Annotated in this window: 19 protein-coding genes; 12 read left to right on the top strand and 7 right to left on the bottom strand. The window is 44.5% G+C overall.

Annotated features, from left to right (window positions below; translation table 11 throughout):
* The 12 genes from HMPREF1534_RS08990 to HMPREF1534_RS09040 all read left to right on the top strand — a co-directional run bounded on the left by HMPREF1534_RS08990 (position 1) and on the right by HMPREF1534_RS09040 (position 12,075).
* On the top strand, positions 1-633 hold the full coding sequence (locus tag HMPREF1534_RS08990) for a sugar transferase (RefSeq protein ID WP_005940555.1): 633 nt from the start codon (positions 1-3) through the stop codon (positions 631-633).
* Positions 634-645: 12 nt separating this feature from the next.
* The gene (locus tag HMPREF1534_RS20335; RefSeq protein ID WP_005940553.1) at positions 646-1,122 is read left to right on the top strand and encodes a hypothetical protein; all 477 of its coding nucleotides are present in this window, start codon (positions 646-648) and stop codon (positions 1,120-1,122) included.
* 11 nt (positions 1,123-1,133) lie between these two features.
* A complete protein-coding gene (locus HMPREF1534_RS08995; RefSeq protein ID WP_005940551.1) occupies positions 1,134-1,616 on the top strand; it encodes a sugar-transfer associated ATP-grasp domain-containing protein in 483 nt (160 codons plus the stop codon).
* 62 nt (positions 1,617-1,678) lie between these two features.
* Positions 1,679-2,731, top strand: coding sequence for a sugar-transfer associated ATP-grasp domain-containing protein (locus tag HMPREF1534_RS09000; protein ID WP_018452381.1), 1,053 nt, complete (start codon positions 1,679-1,681; stop codon positions 2,729-2,731).
* A gap of 12 nt (positions 2,732-2,743) precedes the next feature.
* Positions 2,744-3,643, top strand: coding sequence for an aldo/keto reductase (locus HMPREF1534_RS09005; RefSeq protein ID WP_005940548.1), 900 nt, complete (start codon positions 2,744-2,746; stop codon positions 3,641-3,643).
* Positions 3,644-3,655: 12 nt separating this feature from the next.
* Positions 3,656-4,849: a type III PLP-dependent enzyme domain-containing protein gene (locus tag HMPREF1534_RS09010; RefSeq protein WP_005940546.1), complete on the top strand. Its 1,194-nt coding sequence runs from the start codon at positions 3,656-3,658 to the stop codon at positions 4,847-4,849.
* A gap of 5 nt (positions 4,850-4,854) precedes the next feature.
* Positions 4,855-5,862 carry an ATP-grasp domain-containing protein gene (locus HMPREF1534_RS09015; RefSeq protein WP_005940543.1) on the top strand — a complete coding sequence of 336 codons (1,008 nt, stop codon included), beginning with the start codon at positions 4,855-4,857 and terminating at the stop codon, positions 5,860-5,862.
* Positions 5,863-5,968: 106 nt separating this feature from the next.
* Positions 5,969-7,234: a DegT/DnrJ/EryC1/StrS family aminotransferase gene (locus tag HMPREF1534_RS09020; RefSeq protein WP_005940541.1), complete on the top strand. Its 1,266-nt coding sequence runs from the start codon at positions 5,969-5,971 to the stop codon at positions 7,232-7,234.
* Positions 7,234-9,162: a polysaccharide biosynthesis protein gene (locus tag HMPREF1534_RS09025; RefSeq protein WP_005940538.1), complete on the top strand. Its 1,929-nt coding sequence runs from the start codon at positions 7,234-7,236 to the stop codon at positions 9,160-9,162. The genes HMPREF1534_RS09020 and HMPREF1534_RS09025 overlap by 1 nt, the downstream gene beginning before the upstream one ends.
* Positions 9,143-10,054 (top strand): YjbH domain-containing protein, encoded by a 912-nt coding sequence (locus tag HMPREF1534_RS09030; protein WP_005940535.1) that lies wholly within the window; start codon positions 9,143-9,145, stop codon positions 10,052-10,054. The genes HMPREF1534_RS09025 and HMPREF1534_RS09030 overlap by 20 nt, the downstream gene beginning before the upstream one ends.
* Positions 10,051-10,836, top strand: a complete 786-nt coding sequence (locus HMPREF1534_RS09035) for a YjbH domain-containing protein (protein WP_018452385.1) — start codon at positions 10,051-10,053, stop codon at positions 10,834-10,836. Before HMPREF1534_RS09030 ends, HMPREF1534_RS09035 begins: the two co-directional genes overlap by 4 nt.
* A 42-nt stretch (positions 10,837-10,878) precedes the next feature.
* Positions 10,879-12,075 (top strand): carboxypeptidase-like regulatory domain-containing protein, encoded by a 1,197-nt coding sequence (locus HMPREF1534_RS09040; RefSeq protein ID WP_005940527.1) that lies wholly within the window; start codon positions 10,879-10,881, stop codon positions 12,073-12,075.
* Between the two features lie 100 nt (positions 12,076-12,175).
* Here HMPREF1534_RS09040 and HMPREF1534_RS09045 read toward each other — a convergent pair whose 3' ends face one another.
* The 7 genes from HMPREF1534_RS09045 to HMPREF1534_RS09075 all read right to left on the bottom strand — a co-directional run bounded on the left by HMPREF1534_RS09045 (position 12,176) and on the right by HMPREF1534_RS09075 (position 19,417).
* Entirely contained in the window at positions 12,176-13,117 is a 942-nt protein-coding gene (locus tag HMPREF1534_RS09045) for a tyrosine-type recombinase/integrase (RefSeq protein WP_005940523.1), read from the bottom strand.
* Positions 13,118-13,203: 86 nt separating this feature from the next.
* Entirely contained in the window at positions 13,204-14,151 is a 948-nt protein-coding gene (locus HMPREF1534_RS09050; protein WP_005940520.1) for a FimB/Mfa2 family fimbrial subunit, read from the bottom strand.
* A 23-nt stretch (positions 14,152-14,174) separates the two neighbouring features.
* Positions 14,175-15,713: an Mfa1 family fimbria major subunit gene (locus HMPREF1534_RS09055; protein ID WP_005940517.1), complete on the bottom strand. Its 1,539-nt coding sequence runs from the start codon at positions 15,711-15,713 to the stop codon at positions 14,175-14,177.
* A 30-nt stretch (positions 15,714-15,743) separates the two neighbouring features.
* Positions 15,744-17,153, bottom strand: a complete 1,410-nt coding sequence (locus tag HMPREF1534_RS09060) for a DUF3868 domain-containing protein (protein ID WP_005940513.1) — start codon at positions 17,151-17,153, stop codon at positions 15,744-15,746.
* Positions 17,154-17,159: 6 nt separating this feature from the next.
* Positions 17,160-17,732, bottom strand: a complete 573-nt coding sequence (locus HMPREF1534_RS09065; protein WP_005940510.1) for a DUF3575 domain-containing protein — start codon at positions 17,730-17,732, stop codon at positions 17,160-17,162.
* Positions 17,733-17,735: 3 nt separating this feature from the next.
* Complete coding sequence (locus tag HMPREF1534_RS09070) at positions 17,736-18,818, bottom strand: DUF3868 domain-containing protein (RefSeq protein WP_005940508.1); 1,083 nt, start codon at positions 18,816-18,818, stop codon at positions 17,736-17,738.
* Positions 18,819-18,850: 32 nt separating this feature from the next.
* A complete protein-coding gene (locus HMPREF1534_RS09075) occupies positions 18,851-19,417 on the bottom strand; it encodes a DUF3575 domain-containing protein (RefSeq protein ID WP_005940505.1) in 567 nt (188 codons plus the stop codon).
* Positions 19,418-19,448 lie beyond the last annotated feature (31 nt).

The raw sequence follows: 19,448 nt of genomic DNA, 5'->3' as shown, positions 1-19,448 counted from the left end.
ATGTATGCGCATTTTTTTAAACGTATTATAGATTTTTCGATAGCATTGATGGTTCTTTTGGCCATTAGTCCTGTCTTGTTGGTAATCACCATTCTTCTTTATGTTTTCAATGAGGGAGCCGGAGCATTTTTCTTACAGGAACGTCCCGGTTTGCATGGAAAGATATTTAAGATTATAAAATTCAAGACGATGAACGAGCGCAAGGATGCATCGGGCAGACTTCTTCCGGATGTGCAGCGTATCACGAAATTTGGTCGGTTTGTACGTAATACTTCTATCGATGAGCTTCCACAGCTGTTCAATGTGCTGAAAGGCGACATGGCATTGATTGGTCCACGTCCGTTGTTGGTAAAATATCTCCCTCTTTACAGTAAAGAGCAGATGCGTCGTCACGATGTTCGTCCCGGCATTTCCGGTTGGGCGCAGTGCCACGGACGTAATAATTTGTCATGGACAAAGAAGTTTGAATTGGATGTGTGGTATGTGGATCATATAAGTCTGAAAACAGATTTGGTGGTAATCTTTACTACTATTAAGAAAGTGCTTTTGAAAGAGGATATCAAATCTGATGGTCAGAATGTTAACGATGAAAACCAGCAGGTGACAATTCCGGAATTTAATGGTGATAACTAAATAATACTAACAATGAGAGCAAAACAAGTATTCAATTATTTGTCCAAGTGTAATAGAAGAATAAAAGAGTTAGCAAAAGCTAATAGGGAGGGATATTTCTCAATATGGTTTGATTATATAAGTGCATTTGTGAGTCATGGCTGTTTAATAGATCATTATGTAGATGGGAGATTCTATATGTATAGGAGAAATGTTCGTAAGCGGATAATGACTTATCGTCGTTTATGTGAATTCATCCGTATATGCAATAAGCCCGAAGAGGTGAAATTGCTGAATAATAAAACTGAATTTAATCGGAAATTCTCAAAATGGATCAGTCGTAAATGGCTTCATTCAACCGAAATGAGTCGTAACCAGTTTGAAAATTTGTATAATCACTGTGATAGATTGATTGTAAAGCCCTTAGACAAATGCGAAGGTAAGGGAATATATGCCTTAGATTTAAAGCATACAGAGGAAGAATGTAATCAGGTCTATGAAGAATTTTAAAACAAGATTTATTGATTGAAGAGTGCTTAGTACAGCATCCTGCTTTATTTTTCTCGAATGTGTCGGTAAATACGATTCGCGTTAATTCTTTATTGGATAAGGAAGGTAATGTACATCTTTTTAAAGCTGTATTAAGAGTAGGTATTGGAGACTCTGTTGTAGATAATTATAATGCGGGTGGTGTCGAATATCCGATAGATATTGAGACTGGTATTATTTCATCCTTGGGCTTCCATGATAATAAACTACAGTGTATATATCATCCATTGTCAGATAAAGTAATGCCGGGATTTAATATTCCTTATTGGGATAAGGTAGTCTTCTGTATAACAGAAGCATCGAAACAACTTCCATTATGTCGTTTCGTTGGTTGGGATATTGCGATTACAAAGGATGGAGTGGAGTTAATTGAAGGTAATCATAATCCGGGATATGTGAGTATGGAGTATTTCGGGGAAATTGGTTGGTATGGTAATCTTAAAAAGTATTTGTAGATATGATACATAGCTTTATATATAAGTCAAAGGACGCTTTGCATCAGATTCTCTCGAAACGTATGGGAGAGGCTGCAACTCGAGCTGAGTTGTATAGTAAGTCAAAAGGTATGGAATTGCCAGAATTGACTGCATCCGAGAAAGAAGCTGTTAGTACATTTTGGAAAGGTTACCCTATAAATTGGAGTTATTGGAAATTCTATAAAAAGGCAGGTTTCTTTAGTGCGGATTTAGTGCCGGATGATCTTTATACAAGGTTTATATTGCGAGTATTGAACCCTTTATGTTACTCTCAAAGCTTGCATGTAAAGAATATATATCCAATATTATTTACAGAATTAAGGCAACCTAAAGTGTTGATAAATAGAATAAGAGGAGTTTTATATGATAGTGAACAAAATATATTATCCGAGAAAGAAGCTCTGAATATTATTAAATCAGTCGACAAACTAATTATCAAACCAACGAGTGGAAGCTGTGGCGGAGATGGCATAAAAATAATTTCTCCTTATAGTTGCTCCATGGAGGATATTTCCAAGATCTTGAAAGATTATGGGCATTCTTATATCTGTCAAGAAGTATTGGAGCAGAGTAAACTGACAGCTCAATTTAATAAGACTTCCTTGAATACATTTAGAATTAATACGCTGAATCTTAATGGTAAGATTACTGTAGAGAACATTATGTTTCGTCACGGTCGTAATAATTCGATTGTAGATAATTTTGGTTTGGGCGGAGTTTGCTGTGGTGTCAATAACGATGGAACTTTTATAGGTCGGGCAATAGATGCATCTTTAAATAATTATGATAAATCTCCTTTTGGAGTTTCCTATTGCGACATTGTTATTCCGGAAACGTCCATGATTGTTGATTACGCAATAAGGGCACATCGGCGGTATTTACCAATGATAGGTCATGCCGCATGGGATTTTGCACTGTCTGAAACGAATACTCCGGTTTTTATTGAGGTAAATTTAGGATGGCCTGGACTTGTTTCAGAACAGCTATCATCCGGACGTTCTATCTTTAATGGTAGAGCAGACGAAGTGTTAGCTTACGCTCAAAAATACTACAGCAATCTTAGATTTACAGACTTCTTAGGTAATTGGCTTTAATCTTATCTAACAATGAAATATATAGAATTAAATAATGGCGTGCAAATGCCACAAGTTGGTTTTGGTACCTATCGCATAGATAATAAAATTCTTCCTCGAGTATTAAATGAGGCATATCAATTGGGATACAGACAGTTTGATACTGCTTGGAAATATGGTAATGAATCTGTTATTGCCGATTGGTTGCGCGATTATAATGTCAAAAGAGAAGATGTTTTTATTACGACAAAGATTAATTTGGACTCTCTCTATTTTTGGGGTTATCATTATGGTATTGATAGACTGAAGAATTGGCGTAATTTTAAGTCAATAAAGAAGGCTGTTCAGGAGTCTTTTGATAATCTGCGAATGGATTATATAGATTTGTTCCTAATTCATCATCCATACCATAACTTCATGGAAATGTATGAGGTTCTGACGGACTTCTACAAGCAGGGAAGAATAAGGGCAATTGGTGTTAGTTCATTTTTGCCTTGTCATCTTAAGGCTCTGCATGAAGTTTCAGATGTTGTTCCTGCTGTAAATCAGTTTGAAATCAGCCCCTTAAATACCCAAAAGGAACTGATAAAATACTGTCAAGATAATGGTGTAGCTGTTGAGGCAATGTCTACCTTCAGCCACTTTAGATCTAACGAACCTCGTAAGGAAATAACAGAAAGTGAACTGATTAAACCTATTGCGCAGAAGTACAATAAGTCTATTGTTCAAGTTGTCCTTAGATGGCTGATACAGCAGAATATCATTGTGATTCCCAAAACATGGTATTCTCAACACATGAAAGAGAATATATCTGTCTTTGATTTTGAACTGACAACCGAGGAAATGACGATAATAGATACTATGAATCAAGGACGTTATCTTAATTATGACCCTACAGCTATGACTAAATATGCTCCTAAAAAATATCGTTAAAACAATATACTAATGTCTGAAGGTTTAAATTTGCTAAGAATACAATCCCCTTGTTTCGTCCTAAATGAACAAGAATTTAAGCAGGGAGTTCATGAGTTTGACGCAGCATTGAGCCATCATTTTCTTCATCATATTATTAGTTATTCAGTAAAGACAAATTCTCTGCCGTATGCTGTAGCGAAGGCAAAGGATTTCGGTTGCTTTGCTGAGGTCGTTTCGGATGATGAATTGGAACTTGCTTTGGCGTGCGGCTATGGGATGAAAGAGATTATCTTTAATGGACCGATGAAATCGAAATCCCGGTTTCTTGAAGCTGTAATGAACGGTGCGGTGGTTAATGTTGAAACTCATCGAGAAATAGCTTGGCTGAAGGAACTGCCGGCTGATGGACATTATAAGGTTGGTATCCGGCTCAGTGTGAATATTTCGGATATTTCCCCTGAAGATGCTGAAGGTGAGAATGATTTTAGTCGTTTTGGTTTTAATGATGTAACGGAAGAGTTTTCTAATGCTCTTGAAGCAATAAGAAGTATTCCTCAGGTAAGATTGGCAGGATTGCATATTCATCGAACCAGTCATAGCAGAAGTGTCCGATTTTATCAAAACATTGTTGCCTATGCTGCAAGTGTAATCAAGAAGTATCAATTGGAGCTTGATTATCTTGATGTAGGCGGTGGCTATTATGGTATTTTTCACAATGCTCCCACCTTCGATGAGTACGCAGAAGCTATCTATGAATCTCTACAGAAGCAAGGATTGGAGAAACTGACTATTATCGTAGAGCCGGGTAATGCGCTGACTGCTGCTGCTTTCAGCTATTATTCGAGGGTAATTGACACAAAGCATTTGCCCGATTGTATTCTACTTACGACAGATGGCAGTCGCAATGATGTAGATCCTTTTTTTCGAAAAGAACGGTATATGACAGAAATACACAGGGAAAAAGAGGAAGCGGAAGTTGTGCCGTTACAAATAGTGGCGGGTGCGACCTGCTTGGAGTACGACCAATTGTTCCGATTGGAAAACCAACCGGAGCTGTGTGTAGGCGATATGATTGAATATAAGAATGTGGGTGCCTATACCTTAACGCTGACACCGATGTTTATCAACTATTTCCCAAGGGTGTATTCACTTTCTTCCGATGGTATGAAGCTGATTCGTGATAAATGGACAGCAAAAGAATATATGCAAAAATCAAATATATAAATTCAATGAAACCTAGTATTTTGTTTTGTAGTGCAGGGCGGCGTGGTCGCTTGCTTCGTAATGCACAAGAATCAATCGGCTCAAAATGTGATATCAATGCAACCGATAATAATGCAACAGCCCCCGCACTTTATTTTGCGACAAATGAATATGTTGTTCCGCGCATTAATGCTCTCGAGTATGTTGACACGGTAATCGACATCTGTAAAAAAGCCAATGTAAAGGCTATAACCACGCTCATTGATCCCGAGATTGAGATTCTCTCTGCAAACCGTGAGAGATTTCTGAAGGAGGGTGTACTGCCTCTTTGTCCTGCTGACGAGATTACTGCCCGTTGCTGTTTTGATAAGTATGAAATGTTTAAATATCTTACAGAGAAAGGTATTCCTACTCCACTGACTTATCATGATTTTGATGAGTTTAAGAAGGGGGTGGATGAGGGTAAAATCTCTTTTCCTGTGTTTATGAAACCCGTGTGTGGCAGTGGCAGTGTAGGGGCTCATAAAGTGAATACAATGGAGCAAGCTGAGGCTGATTGGTTTTCCGGTGAACATGATTATATCATTCAGGAACTGATGACCGGGGGAGATTGTGATGCAGATGTGTATGTAGATGCTATCAGTCATAAAGCTGTCGCAGCTTTTTCTAAACGTAAGATTGAAACCCGCATTGGTGGAGCAAGTAAGACAATTTCCTATAAAGACCAGAAATTGTTTGCTTTTATTGAGAAAATAGCATCGGTGTTCAAATTCTGTGGTCCGCTTGATATGGACTTTTTCATAAAAGACGGTCAGTATTATTTATCAGAAGTGAATCCGCGTTTCGGTGGTGCCTATCTGCATGCATATGGTGCGGGTGTCGATTTCTTCCCTCTGATCTGGAACAATATGAATGGGATAGAAAATAACTCGCAGATAGGACAGTATGATGAAGATGTACTGATGTTGATGTATGATGATGTGGTGATACGAAAGAAATCGGACTTGGTTAATGATGATTTCTCTATACTGTAATGTCTATTCTTTTTCCCTCACGATATAATAGGAGTGTTCATTAGTAATTCTGCTATTATTGGAAAAAGTATGGTAAACTATTATATAAATAGATTAAATAAAAATTATGAGTTACATTCCTGAAAAAACAATTTACCTCTGTCTTGCTCACATGAGTGAAGATGGAATAGAGCAGAAATATGTGAAGGAAGCATTCGATACCAACTGGGTAGTGCCTTTGGGTCCCAATGTAAATGCTTTTGAGGAAGACCTCAAGAACTTTGTCGGAGGAAAGAATGAAGTTGTCGCACTTTCGGCGGGAACGGCAGCGGTGCATCTTGCATTGATTGGCTGTGGCGTTCAGGCGGGTGATGAAGTTTTGGTACAAAGCTTTACCTTTTGTGCTTCGTCGCATCCGGTTACTTATCTGGGTGCAAAGCCTGTGTTTGTCGGCTCTGAAAAAGATACGTGGAATATGGACCCGGTGTTGCTGGAGGAAGCTATCAAAGACCGTATGGAGAAAACGGGAAAGAAGCCCAAGGCGATTGTTCCGGTGGCGCTCTATGGTATGCCATACGACTGTGAGAGAATTATGGAGATTGCAAACCGCTATGACATTCCTGTGGTGGAGGATGCGGCGGAAGGGTTCGGTTCCAAGTTCGACGGCAGGGTGCTGGGCACTTTCGGCAAGTTTGGCGTGTTGTCATTCAACGGCAATAAGATGATTACCACTTCGGGCGGCGGTGCTTTGATTTGCCGGAATGCCGAAGATAAAAATACCATTATGTGGTATGCTACTCAGGCACGCGATGCTTATCCTTATTATCAGCATACGGCAATCGGCTACAATTATCGTATGAGTAATATTTGTGCCGGTATCGGTCGCGGACAGATGACCGTGGCGGAGGCGCACATTGCTCATCATAAGCATGTGCAGGCTTTGTATGAAGAACTGTTGAAGGATGTGAAGGGCATCCGTATGCATAAGCAGCCTGAGGATGCGCGTTATGATGCCAACTTCTGGCTGTGTACGGCTACCATCAATCCTGATGTGAAGATTGTCGGTCAGGAGAATGCGTATAAGGAAGTGGTCAAGACTGCGGTGGGAGGAGCTGCCGGGGTGATTAAGGCGGTGGACAGTGCCACCACGGATTGCCAGCCTAATGAGAATGTGGAAGCAATGCGTGTTTTCATGCTCGCCGGAAAGATTGAAGTACGACCTGTGTGGAAGCCGATGCACAAGCAGCCGGTGTATGCGGATGCGCCTGTTTATACCAACGGGGTGGAAGAGGAAATCTTCAGGACCGGACTGTGTCTTCCTGCGGGCCCTTGTGTAAGTGACGAGGATGTGGCATACATTGTGCAGACAATAAAGGATTGTATAAAAGGATAATGGATTATTATCGGTATTTGGATATGATTTGGAAATTATCAAACTGGTATTTTTCGAAAGATGCACTGCCGTATTGGTGTATATTCGTTTTGGATTGCCTGATAGTGCTGGGCGCGGATGTGTTGGTTTATGCTTTGAATAACGGAACACTTTCTTTTTTGCAGAACTTTGTACAACTGACAGGGGCTTTCTGCTTTTATTTGTTGTTCTATGTTGTGAGCTTTCGGATGTTTCATACGTATTCGGGGGTGATTCGTTATTCTTCGTTTATCGATTTGCAGCGGATGGGTTTTGCCATGATTACGGGCTTGCTGATGATTATAGGCGTCAGGTATCTGCTGAATGAGGATTGTTGGTTGATGGCAGTCGGTATGAAGGATATCGGAATTGCCGCATTGCTGGCTGTTCTGATGATGTGGAGCGTGCGGGTTTTTGTGAAATATCTGTATGACTCTACTTTTAACAGACGACGCGGAAAACGTGTGTTTATCTACGGGGTGAAAGCCGGCGGAGTGGGACTGGCGAAGAGTATCCGCAACCAGGTTGACTCCCGATATGTCGTGAGCGGTTTCGTTTCGGACAGGCAGGATATGCAGGGCCGCTTCCTGATGGGGAAGCGGGTTTATTCCAACGATGAGCATTTGGTGGAGAAGATGGAGGACTTCGGAGTGCATACTTTGCTGGTTTCTCCCTTGAAGAATGAGGCGATTCGGAATAACCCCGAAATGGTGGAGAGGCTGATAAAGGCAGGTATACGAATCTATATGATTTCTGCCGCGCAGGAGTGGGACGGTAAGAGTGATCTTGACCATCGTCAGCTTAAGGAGGTGGATATTGAAGATTTGCTGCCTCGCGACAAGATAGAAATCGACTTGAAAGCGGTGGAGGAATTGCTTACCGGAAAGAGTATTCTGATAACGGGAGCTGCCGGCAGCATCGGAAGCGAGATGGTGCGCCAGATTGCCAAATTTACTCCGCAAAAGCTTATTCTGATAGATCAGGCGGAGACGCCTTTGCATGATGTGCGTCTGATGATGGCACGCAAACGGCCCGACATCGAGGCGGAAACCATCGTGAGTGATATTTGCATGAAGGAACGCATGGAGGAGATTTTCGGTATATATCGTCCCGATTATGTGTTTCATGCGGCGGCGTATAAGCATGTGCCTATGATGGAGAATAATCCGGGAGAGAGTGTGCGTAATAATGTGGAGGGTACGCGTATCATTGCAGACTTGGCTGTGAAGTATCGGGCAAAGAAGTTTGTGATGGTGTCTACGGACAAGGCGGTGAATCCCACCAATGTGATGGGGTGCTCCAAGCGTATCTGCGAAATTTATGTGCAGAGTCTGGATAAGGCGGAGAAGGATGGCAAAGTGGAGGGAGTCACTCAGTTTGTCACTACGCGTTTCGGTAATGTGCTGGGCTCGAACGGTTCGGTTATTCCGCTGTTTAAGGAACAAATCAAGCAGGGCGGACCGATAACGGTGACGCATCCCGATATTATCCGTTTCTTTATGTTGATTCCCGAAGCTTGTAAGCTGGTGCTTGAGGCGGGAACGATGGGCAATGGCGGTGAGATTTTCGTGTTTGATATGGGTAAGCCGGTGAAGATTGTGGATCTTGCCCGGCGTATGATTCAGTTAAGCGGAGCCAAGAATGTGGAGATTAAGTTTACAGGATTGCGCGACGGTGAGAAACTGTATGAGGAGGTATTGAATGAAGAAGAGACGACCAAGCCTACTTTTCATCCTAAAATCAAGATTGCGCAGGTGCGTGAGTATGATTATGCCGATGTGTGCCGGCAGGTGGATGAGCTGGTGGCTTCCAGTGTGGAAGAGGATGATATGGAGATTGTAAAACGTATGAAGGAAATGGTTCCCGAGTTCAAGAGTAAACATTCGGTGTATGAAGTTTTGGATAAGTAGAATTGGGTATCGATGTTTTTTGCCGTTATGCCTGTCGGTATTGTTTGTTTGTACCGGAAGGGCGCAATCGGCAGAGAACACGCGGGTGGATGTGTTTATGGGAGCCGAATTGCATTATCGTGATATTTTTCACAATAAGGTATATGAGGTGCTGGTGAACCTGACACCCGGAGTGAAGTGGTATATGGGAAACCGCTGGCAGTTGGCGGGACAGGTCATTGTGCCTGTTTATAATGATTATGGCGATCGTTATAAGAAAGTCCGTCTGAACATGGCTGTGCTTAGCAAGGAATGGGACTGGCACCGGAAGCATTTTCTGAAAGTGAGCGGAGGACTGTTTGCGATGGAACGCTACGGACTGGATGTGAAGTGGATGTATGCGGCTACGGACTGGCTTGCCTTGGACGCACAGGCGGGATGGACGGGTTTTTGTTCCATGGCGGCAGGATGGGAATGTAGTCCGATGGAGCGTTTGACGGCTCTTGCCGGGGTACGTGCTTATCTGAATGGGGTGAATACGGAATTCCGGGTGCGCGGCGGCCGTTTTCTGTATGAAGACTGCGGTGTGCAGGGAGAAGCGATGAGGCATTTCCGGCATTGCACGGTGGGGGTGTTTGCCCAATATACCGATAAAGGAAAAGAGAATTTCGGTTTTAAGGTGGTTATGATGATTCCTCCTTATAAACGGAGTAACAGGAGGGTACGTTTCCGCCCGGCATCCAATTTCCGCTTGACGTATAATCAGGAGGCGGATGCTTATGCGGGTAAAATGTATACGACCGACCCCGAAGAGAATGAACGGGAAGGATGGTTTGACCGCAGCCAGTCGGACTGGGGTGCGAATGGCATGACGCCTGATTTTACTGTTCGGCAGAAAGGAGGCACTGAATGAAAATGAGATATATAATGGGGTGCTTCATGGCATTGCTGTTTTCGGTGCCGGCCGTGGCACAGCAGTATACGGGCATGAGCGGTTTGATACATGTTCCTTCGGCGGACATGGGTGAAGAGGGGGAGGCACGCGCAGGGGTGCATTTCCTGAATCGGGAGTTTACTCCGAATGTGCTGACGTATAAAGGCGATAAATATCATACGATGAGTTATTACCTGAGTATCACGCCGTTCAGGTGGATGGAGATTGCGTATACTTGTACGCTTTTGAAATCGACGAAGATTGTTGACGGTGTGGAAGATAAGGAACATCCGGGGCTGCACCGCAAGGACCGTTATTTTTCGCTCAAGCTACAGCCGGTTCGTGAGAAGCCGGGTAAGTGGTGGCCGAGTGTGGCGATAGGGGTCAATGACCTGGATTTCCGTGTAAACTGGCTGAAAACGCAGCATGAGACGGATGTATCGCGTGTGGTAAACAGCTATTTTTCCAATTATTATGTGGCATTGTCCAAGCATTTCCGGCTGAAAGGGAATGTGCTGGGTGTGCACATGGCTTACCGGCACTGGCGGTGGAGTCTGAACTCGAAATGGAACGGACCGGTGGGCGGTATTACGTTCAGCCCTTCGTTTCAGAAGAATTTCCGGTTGATAGCGGAGTATACGGGCGATGATGTGAACGTGGGCTTTGACTGGAAATTGTGGAAGCACTTGCTGGTACAGTCTTCGCTGCAAAACGGCAAATATTTTTCCGGAGGGGTGTGCTTTTGCATCAATCTGTTGTAAATGATATAACTAAACATAATTTTTAAATTTAATTATTTTACTATGTACAATTTTGTAAGAAGAGGAGCTTATATGCTTCTGATTGCCGGTTTGACCATGGGGGTTGCCGGTTGTAGTGACGATGATCCTGATTATGACCATGTGACTCCGCCTGTGGTTGAGGTTGCTTCCAATACGTTGACCGGAGTTATCACAAGTCTGAACGGTGAGGGAATCTCGGGTGCGAAGGTTTCATTGGGAGAGGGTAATTCTGCCACGACCGATGCCAACGGTGTTTATCTGTTTAAGGATGTCAAGGCGGGTACTTACCAACTGAAAGCGGAAGCCGAAGGTAAGTTGTCACATACAGGAACATTGACTGTTGCGGATGTGAAGAAGACTCAGAATCTGGTGTGGAATGCGGCACTTGCTTCTGACGTGAAGAAGGAAGTGAGTGTATCGGCTGATGCACCAAGTGAGGGAAAAGTGGAAACGGAAACATTGAAAGGCAATGAGGAAGCCAAGGTGGAAGTGAAGGCTGAAATCGCTGCCGGTGCCGTGGATACAGATGCAGATGTGAAGGTTATCATCTCTCCGCTTTATAAGGAGGAAGATGTAGTGGCACGTGCTGCGCGTGCTACCGATGAGACCATGTTGGTCGGTGCCGTTCTTTCTTGTAACAAGGAGGGTGTTTCTTTGAAAAAGGCTATCGAGCTGAGTTTCGAACTGGATACCGAACTGGCAGGTAAGGTGGAAGTCAAGCAGTATAAGAACGGTGAATGGGTGAAGGCGGACAGCCGTGTCGAAGACAGCCATGTAATCGTTGCTGCAAGTGAGTTCGCTTCTTATGGTCTGTTCCTCGGTGTGGAATTCTCTGAGAAGAAGAGTACGAAAGCTGTAGAGTTTGAACAAAGCAAATGGGACAACCTGTATGGTTCTAAGGATATGTCTGTGGGTGAGGCTGCTTATACCTATAAGGCAGGTACTGAAATCAGCACTGAAGGTAATGCAGACAAACTGACTGCTCTTTTGATAGAAGAGTTGGCACAGCGTTTCGGTGCAACGGCGACTACACTCAACGGCTCTTATCCTATCAATGTTACATTGCCGGTAGGTACTATGTTGGAAATCAGTGGTGTGCAGGAAGAATGGGGTGTATCGGCAAGTGCACTCGGTAAGTCGGCTTCAGGTACACGCCATGGTAATGTATCAATTGAGGTTGCTACTTCCAATCGTGAGCACACAGGTGGTGGTGAGTAAACTGTAGTTTGTATTAATTTTTGTGACCGGTCGGGAAGTAAGCATAAGCCGGTCAGTTATATATTAGGGAGGTAATGGCAGTTATCTTCCTAATATTTTTTTATACCCTTTTCCTGCTGTTTTTTGAAATGTATGACATGATTGCGTCATTCGCTTTTTTTATAACCTCGTTCTTAAATCCTTTTAAATATATCTCTGTCACTTTTACTGACGAATGACCAAGGGCTTCACATATTAGTTGTTCGGAGAAATTACAATATTTGGCAAGGGTGGCCCAGGTGTGGCGCAGGGTGTATGAACTGACTTTGGCTGATACGCCGCATTTTTTCGCCAGCCTGTCTAAATTATAATTCATGGTTCGTAGTGCCTGTTGGTACTCTGTATACAGCTCTTCTCCGGTTTTGCTTCCGCTGAGGATAGGGAAAAGGTAGGGAGAGTTCTGATTGGTATTCTGATACTTGTTTATCAGTGTCATTGTGGTTTCCGACACTTCCACTATCATTTGTCTGCCTGTCTTATGCCGGCGGTAGGAAAGTATATTGCCTTTCAGGTCGCTTTTATGTAGATGGGCTAAATCGACAAAAGGTATTCCGTGCAGCCGGAACATCAGGTTTGCCCACACTCTGCACTGTATCAGCTCTTTCGATAATTTCTTCAAGGGAATTTCATTCAGCAGCTTGTTTATCTCCTCCACTTCCAGCGCACGTTTGATGTTGTTTTTCACTCCGGTGTAGACGTGATTGAACAAGCGGGAGTTTTCTGCTGTTATTCTTTGGTCCACTGCCTTGTTGTAAGCTCCGCGCAGCGTTCTCATATAGGTGGAGACTGTGTTCCAGCTCAGTTGCTTGTTGCGCAGGTAGGTCTCAAATTCTTTCAGCGTGCTTCTGTTGAGTTGGTGGAAGTAAACAACCTTGCATCCGCAGAATTCGCAGAAAGCGTTTAAGGCACTTTGATAGATGTGTGCCGTGCTGTAACGCTTCTCTTCTTTCAGCTCTTCAATAGTTTTGTTTATAAACTCGTTGAATTTTTTCTTCTTTCTCATAGAGATTCCGTTTTTTATAGATTTTACAAAATAAGTAATTCTCATAACGGAATCGAATATAAATCGAAATGTTTGAATTAGAAAAATTATTTGTCTAATTCTGCATTGTTTATGCGTATTATCCAGCCGTTTACTTGCATTTGCAAGCACATGTAAGGCTTTGACGGATTATTTGTAGGCTCAAGGAAAAATATCAGATTATATCGGTCTTGTCTGTCCAGATACTCTTGTGGGAACATGGCTGCTGCCTCTACATTGCTTGATAAAAGTAAGTACTGTGTCAGTGGAATGTTGAACAACGTTTCTCCGCTAGGCTGATAAATCAAACGTAAGCGGGTGTCATCATTTTCCATCAGTCGTAATGTATTCATTCCGGCATGCACTACCTGTATGTCTTCCAAGTTGGCGCTCTCTTGCATGAAGGGGAGATAACAGGTGAAAACGGAGTCTGTCGGAGTGTTCCGGTGATCCATGCATCCGTTGCGGGCTGTCAGCTCCAGGCGAAAATCATCTTTTTCCAGCGGAGCGGCCGACTGACTTTGCAATATGCAGCTCAGAACATTTGTGTTTTTGGTAAGAGAGAGAGCCAAAAACTGATATTCGCCACTGATATGCACATTGTCCAGCCGCCCGTGGAATAGAGATGAAAGCCGTCCGGACTGTTCTCCCGCCTCATTGCGCAATAATGTCAGTGAGGTGGGAGTGTGCCGGTAAAGTGAGTCCGCCAATCCTGCCCAGACCAGAAAGGTGTAATCTCCCTGAGGCAGGGAGGGGACTTGGATTGTACATTCATTTTGATGGAATGTAAGACTGTCTACTTCCTCCCGGGCTATATAGTTGCCTTCCTGGTCGAGAATAAATAGCGTGACATCTTTTACCTGAGTGGTCACGGCATCTACATTCAGCATATTGTAGGTATAGGATAACTTTAGCCAACAGCCTGTGGGACAATCAGACCGGTCATCGTCTACCCAGGAGCATGCACTACAGAGAAGAGTACATAGGGCGAAGAGGATAGTAGCAGTTTTACTCATTGTTTTTCTATTTTGAGACTGTTTTATTCAAGGTCGGCGTCTTGGTCACGGACAATCCACGGATATACTCCGAATTCTACGTCCAAGAATGCTTTGTTTTCATCCGGGTCGGGTTTGGTGTCCGGGGTGCCGGGACCCAGGTTCTTGATGCTGGTTATGTTGACAGAGTAGATGTTGTTGCGTACAATACCGAACTCCATGACGCCCATGACGGTGGGGTTGTTGTTGTCAAGGTGTTTGATCCAGTAATTGTAGAAGGTAGAGAAATTACCTCCGTTCTTGGTGAAACGGGTAATCTGCTTGGCAGCCAGTGCTGCATCATCGGATTCTTCTGTCAAACCATCAATATTGGCATCGCCATATTTACCCACGGCAGCCACTGTGGTGTAGAACTTATAGTTGAAATAATACAGTTTGTCGAACACAAGCGGGTCTTCTACCGGATTACCGTTGTCACCGATGGTCTGTGAAGCTTCGGGGGTAAATGTACCTTTCAGCATGATGCCGGTGGTGTATACTGTGTTCTGTGCCGGACGGAACATACAGTTTTCAAGACAGTACATGGAAACGTACTTTCCTGCATCGGCCAGGCCCGACCAGTTGCTGTCTGTCTGTTTTGACAGGTGGTTGGTGTAGAATGAACCGCCTGTGAAACCGGTAGTGGCTCCGGCTACGGTCTTGTCGAAGAAATAGGGGTCGATAAGGTAACCGTTGTTGTCGGCGATGTTACCGAAGTTTCCTGCTTCTACGCTGTAAGATGATGGAGCCGACGGAGTCTCGGGAGCGTTATCCAGTGTAGCGACATGGCGGAAGGTGTAGAACTTGTTTGCCAGGTTGATGAATTTGTAGTTGTTCAGACGGATTGTGGCGTAAGTCACTCCGGCAGGATTCTTCAGCGTGTAGATTTCCTTGCTGTCATTTCTGACCATCAGTTTGGCAACGGCACGTTCCAGATTGATTCTGACGTGTGTTTTGGTGTCGCTTTCTTCGGGAGACTCTACGGTGATGTTCATATTGGCAGAGCCGCGGTTGGACATGATGAAACCGCTTCCGGGTACGCTGGTTATCATACCGTTTCCATAAGTGGAGGCATCAATCTGTCCCAATAATGTGGATTCCTGACCTATTTCGAAGGTCTGTGAACCGTTGGCTACGGCAAGGATGTCATAGTTGCCCGGTTTTACTGTGATTTCCTTGTTGCAAGGATAGACAATGGTTTGTCCTTCTTTGTTGCTCTCTCCGCTGGAAGTGCCTGCACCCAGATCGCTTTGAGCTACATTGATGGTAGTAACCAGATTCTTGCTGGAAGAGTCAAACAGATAGAGGGTTACATTGCTCACCTTGTATTCTTCGGCGGTACCTTGGTCATAGATTCCGGAATCTTCGGCAGAAGCGGCACGGCTGCCGTTGGAAGAGTTGGGAACTACAAATGAAATCTCCATGTTTCCTCCTTTGACTTCGGGAGCGGGATTGTCTCCGTTTTCTGAGGGAACATCTGAATCATTGATACATCCTGTCATTGCGGCTGCAAGAACGAAGGATAATAATAATTTTTTGTTCATAATGTAAAATAGTTTTAGTAAAAAATGTGATTAATAAATCTCATGTAATATCTTCAGGTTTTCGCCTGCTTGGGGCAGTCCTGCTTCTTCTGCTTTGCGCAGCAGGGTTTCCGCTTCGGTATAATTCCCGTTCAGCATTTGCATGATGCCTTGCAAAAGGGTCTTTTCGGGAGTCTCATCGGCTTTGTCCAGATAGAGCGAGGCGCCTTTGGTATCTCCCTGCGAGAGCAGGATGCAGGCTGCATTGAGATTGGCAACGGGGTGTTCCGGATTAAGCAGAACGGCCGTCATGAAAATCTTATTGTATTCCGGACTGCCGGCAGGGTAGGTCCGGGCTATGCGGAACATCTCTTCAATACTCAGATTCTTGGGGTTGCTTTGGAATACCTGCTTGGCCTGCTCTACCGTAAACGGACGTACCACATAGTGGATGGTGTAGTCTGAATGGCGGAGGCCGGGGAACCAATGTTGCAGGATGAAACGAAACTCTTCGGGATAACGTTTCCGTATTTTCCGTTCTTTCTCGTCGGGGCTGCTTTTGCTTTCTGCAATATGTAGCAGTTCCTCGCGATGGGTGATAACGGTGTCGGTCAGCAACTTGACAAATCCGTCCCAGTCTTCGGGAGTGTAATGGGTGGTGAACAATGTATCATTGAAAGCATATTGGCTGCATACATAGTCTTTCAAGGTCCGGGTCCGTTCCCGCGCCAGACGCTCGTTGTTGGAGTAGGGACCTTCGGGAGAGGCGTATCCATGAATGTCAATATGCGAAATGACTACATTGGTATCGTTTTTTATCAGGTCGATACTGCGCTTTATCTTTGCCAGTTCGGCCGGATTGTTTCTGTATTCGGGATAGATGGTTGTTTCGTTGAGCGGGAAGTCCAGATAGGCACGTCCGCTTTCTTCGCGCACTTTCCTTTCTTCCATCTGCGGAGTGATGAACGCTACGTGCGGATGGATATCGGGAAGGATGTTCAGGCGGGTCAGATAGGTGGAGTCTGTATGATGGGGGACTCCGCATCCGCATTCTTTTTCGATGAGATGCAAGGAGGCATGCTTCATCCAGTGGGTGAAGGGGATGCTGCGCAAGTAGTGTACGCTTTGTTTGCGGTCATTGCGGCGGCGTAACTCTTCATAGTCTTTTTCCTGTCTGCCGGTTTCACGCTGGAAGAAAATATGCTGTTTACGACCGTTCACATAGATGGCGGGAAGCTGGATGAAGTTGTCCAGGCTGTCGCTGAGCCGGGGAATCAGTATGACTGATTCGTTGGAGGGAATCTGTCTGGTAATGTCTACTTGCATGGACACTACCAGACTTTCTCCCATCCGGTAGAGCCGGGAGGAGGCGATGTAAATCGAACTGTCCCGTTCTGCCGGCTGCGCCGATGAGCAAAGCGCAGGAAAAATAAATGATATAAAATAGAATAAGTATTTCATGGCTCTTTAGTTAAATATGTAAACTATACTCAGGGATGCTCTGGAGGGGCCGAAATAGTGATAATGGCCTTTTTCCAGTAGCTCGGCACACACGTCGGGGCATTTATATTTCTTATAGTCGATATATTCATACCCTACACCGACGGAAACTTCTATATTCCAGTGGCGGTTGAGCATGATGTGATATCCGTAGCTTATGCCTCCACCTGCCAGCCAGCCTGCATACCGGTGCTCTTTCAGCCAGGGGAAGAGTCCGAAAGGCATCTTTTTCCCTCCTACGTTGAACTGCGCTCCGTTGAGATAGGCTCCCCAAAAACTGCCGTTGAATTTCTGGCAAGTCCAGTAGCGGTATTCCGGTTGTATGAGCCAATATTTGTTGACATATCCTTCCGTGCGTTTCCATGGGCGTATGCTGCCGGACAAATCGAATGTGGATTTGGGACCGAAGGCATATTCCACACCGGCATTCAGCGCACCGTTGGCGGCGGAAAGCAGGTTGCTTTTGACAGCCATTTTCTGTGCGGAAACGGAAAGGGCGCTGCCGAGCAGAAGACAAGAAAGGATATACCGGGTTTTCATGTTTTATTGTATATTGGTTTGATTGGATTCAAAGAATATTTTCAGGTTATAGGTGGCTTCTTCCGAGCCTTCGGCTTTGGCGGCTTTCAGCAGGCGGATGCCTTCGTAGGTGTTGTTGCACAACAGCTCGTAGGCTCCACGGCAGTTCTTGTAGGCAAGCGTTTCATGGGAAGCCATTTGCAGATAGCGGCCGGCTGCCTGTGTGTTGCCCCGTTCGATGGCGGCGGCAGCGGCGTTGAGGTTGGCAACGGGGCTTGCCGGATATATCTTGACACTGATGTCTATGATTTTGTAGAACTGTTCCGGAGTGTTCTTGTAGCTGATGGCTACGGTGTAAAGCTCGCGTAACGAAAGCATCTGCGGATTGATTTCGGCTATGACACGTGCTTCGTCCAGACTGAAGTTCAACTCTTTCTGGTTGCGTTCATCGGTGGCATCGCTTTCGGGAGATACATAGCTTCCCTTGAAGTGCTGTCTGCCGGAAGAAACAGGACGGGATTCCGAGATGACAGATGCAGAAGGGGATGCTGCAAAATCTCCCTCCCGGGTCCTGTCCTGTCGGGGAACGAAAACACTTTCTGTTTTTGTTGCTCTTATTATTTTTATTGCTTTATCCGGGATAGGGATATTTTCACTTTGTGTCTTTTTCCCATTGCCGTTGATAACTTCTTTTTTTATATTCAGGCTGGCTTGCTGTACCCATTCCGCCATAGGAAGTGAAGCACGGTAATCGATGCTTTGATTGCCCTCGTCGAGGGCGATGGCAGTGAATACGGGAGGGACATCTGTTTTGCCTCTCCGTTTGTTGAGCGCCGAAGTGCGGCGGTACAACCGGTGTGCACGTTCTCCATTGAGCAGAATCCGGGGAAGCTCCTCACTGTGCTCTCCATCTGTAAGGATAGGGGTGAGGCAGATATGACTTTTGGAATCCATTTGGGAAGCACCGAATGTCATTTTCATGGATATTACGGCAGAGTCTTGCCGGAGAGTGACAGACGGAGGTAAAATGTCAAGTCTCAGATTTTGTGCAGTGGCGAATGTGCCGCATAATAAAAGACTGAATAGTATGTTTGTTTTAAGTTTCATGACTAATTGGGGTGTATGTTGCTTTTATATATTTATTGAATGAAATAAATGAATGAAATGCCTATTTGGGTTGGCCCGAAGTAATTGGAGTGTGATTGCTTGATGAGTGCATCTCCTTTGGCAGGGCCGTATTTATCATAGGTGAGGTGGGCATATCCGACGGATATGCTTGCTTCGAGACTCCAGAATGTGCTGAGCAGCCATTGGTGTCCATAGGTCACTCCGCAGCCTATCAGATTACCTTGGTAACGGTTGTTCTTGACTGTGGTGAAAGGGGTGGTTCCGCTGAAATTGTATTGGGCGAAGTGGGCTTGCACTCCGAAAAAACTTCCGATGAAGGTTTCATTGAGCCACCAACGATATTCGGGCTGGACCAGAATATGTTTCATCTTTTTGTTTTCGCCCAGATTCCAGGGGTTGTAATTGACACTCAGACTGAATGAGTGAGTGTCGTCGCATCTTATTTCTCCTCCCAAATTGAGGGTGCCGGTAAGGTCATAAAGAATATTGCTTTTTACAGCAATACTTTGGGCCGAGGCTGTACGCGAAGAAATAACTGTCAACATGATTGCTATTATCAATAAATAAGAATGTCGCATTGTCAATATTTTTATTTTATGATTTTTCTGT

It is taken from the genome of Phocaeicola massiliensis B84634 = Timone 84634 = DSM 17679 = JCM 13223, assembly GCF_000382445.1.
Lineage (GTDB): Bacteria > Bacteroidota > Bacteroidia > Bacteroidales > Bacteroidaceae > Phocaeicola > Phocaeicola massiliensis.
The sequence above is the reverse complement of the archived record's forward strand: the minus strand, read 5'-3'. Positions and strand labels throughout refer to the sequence as shown.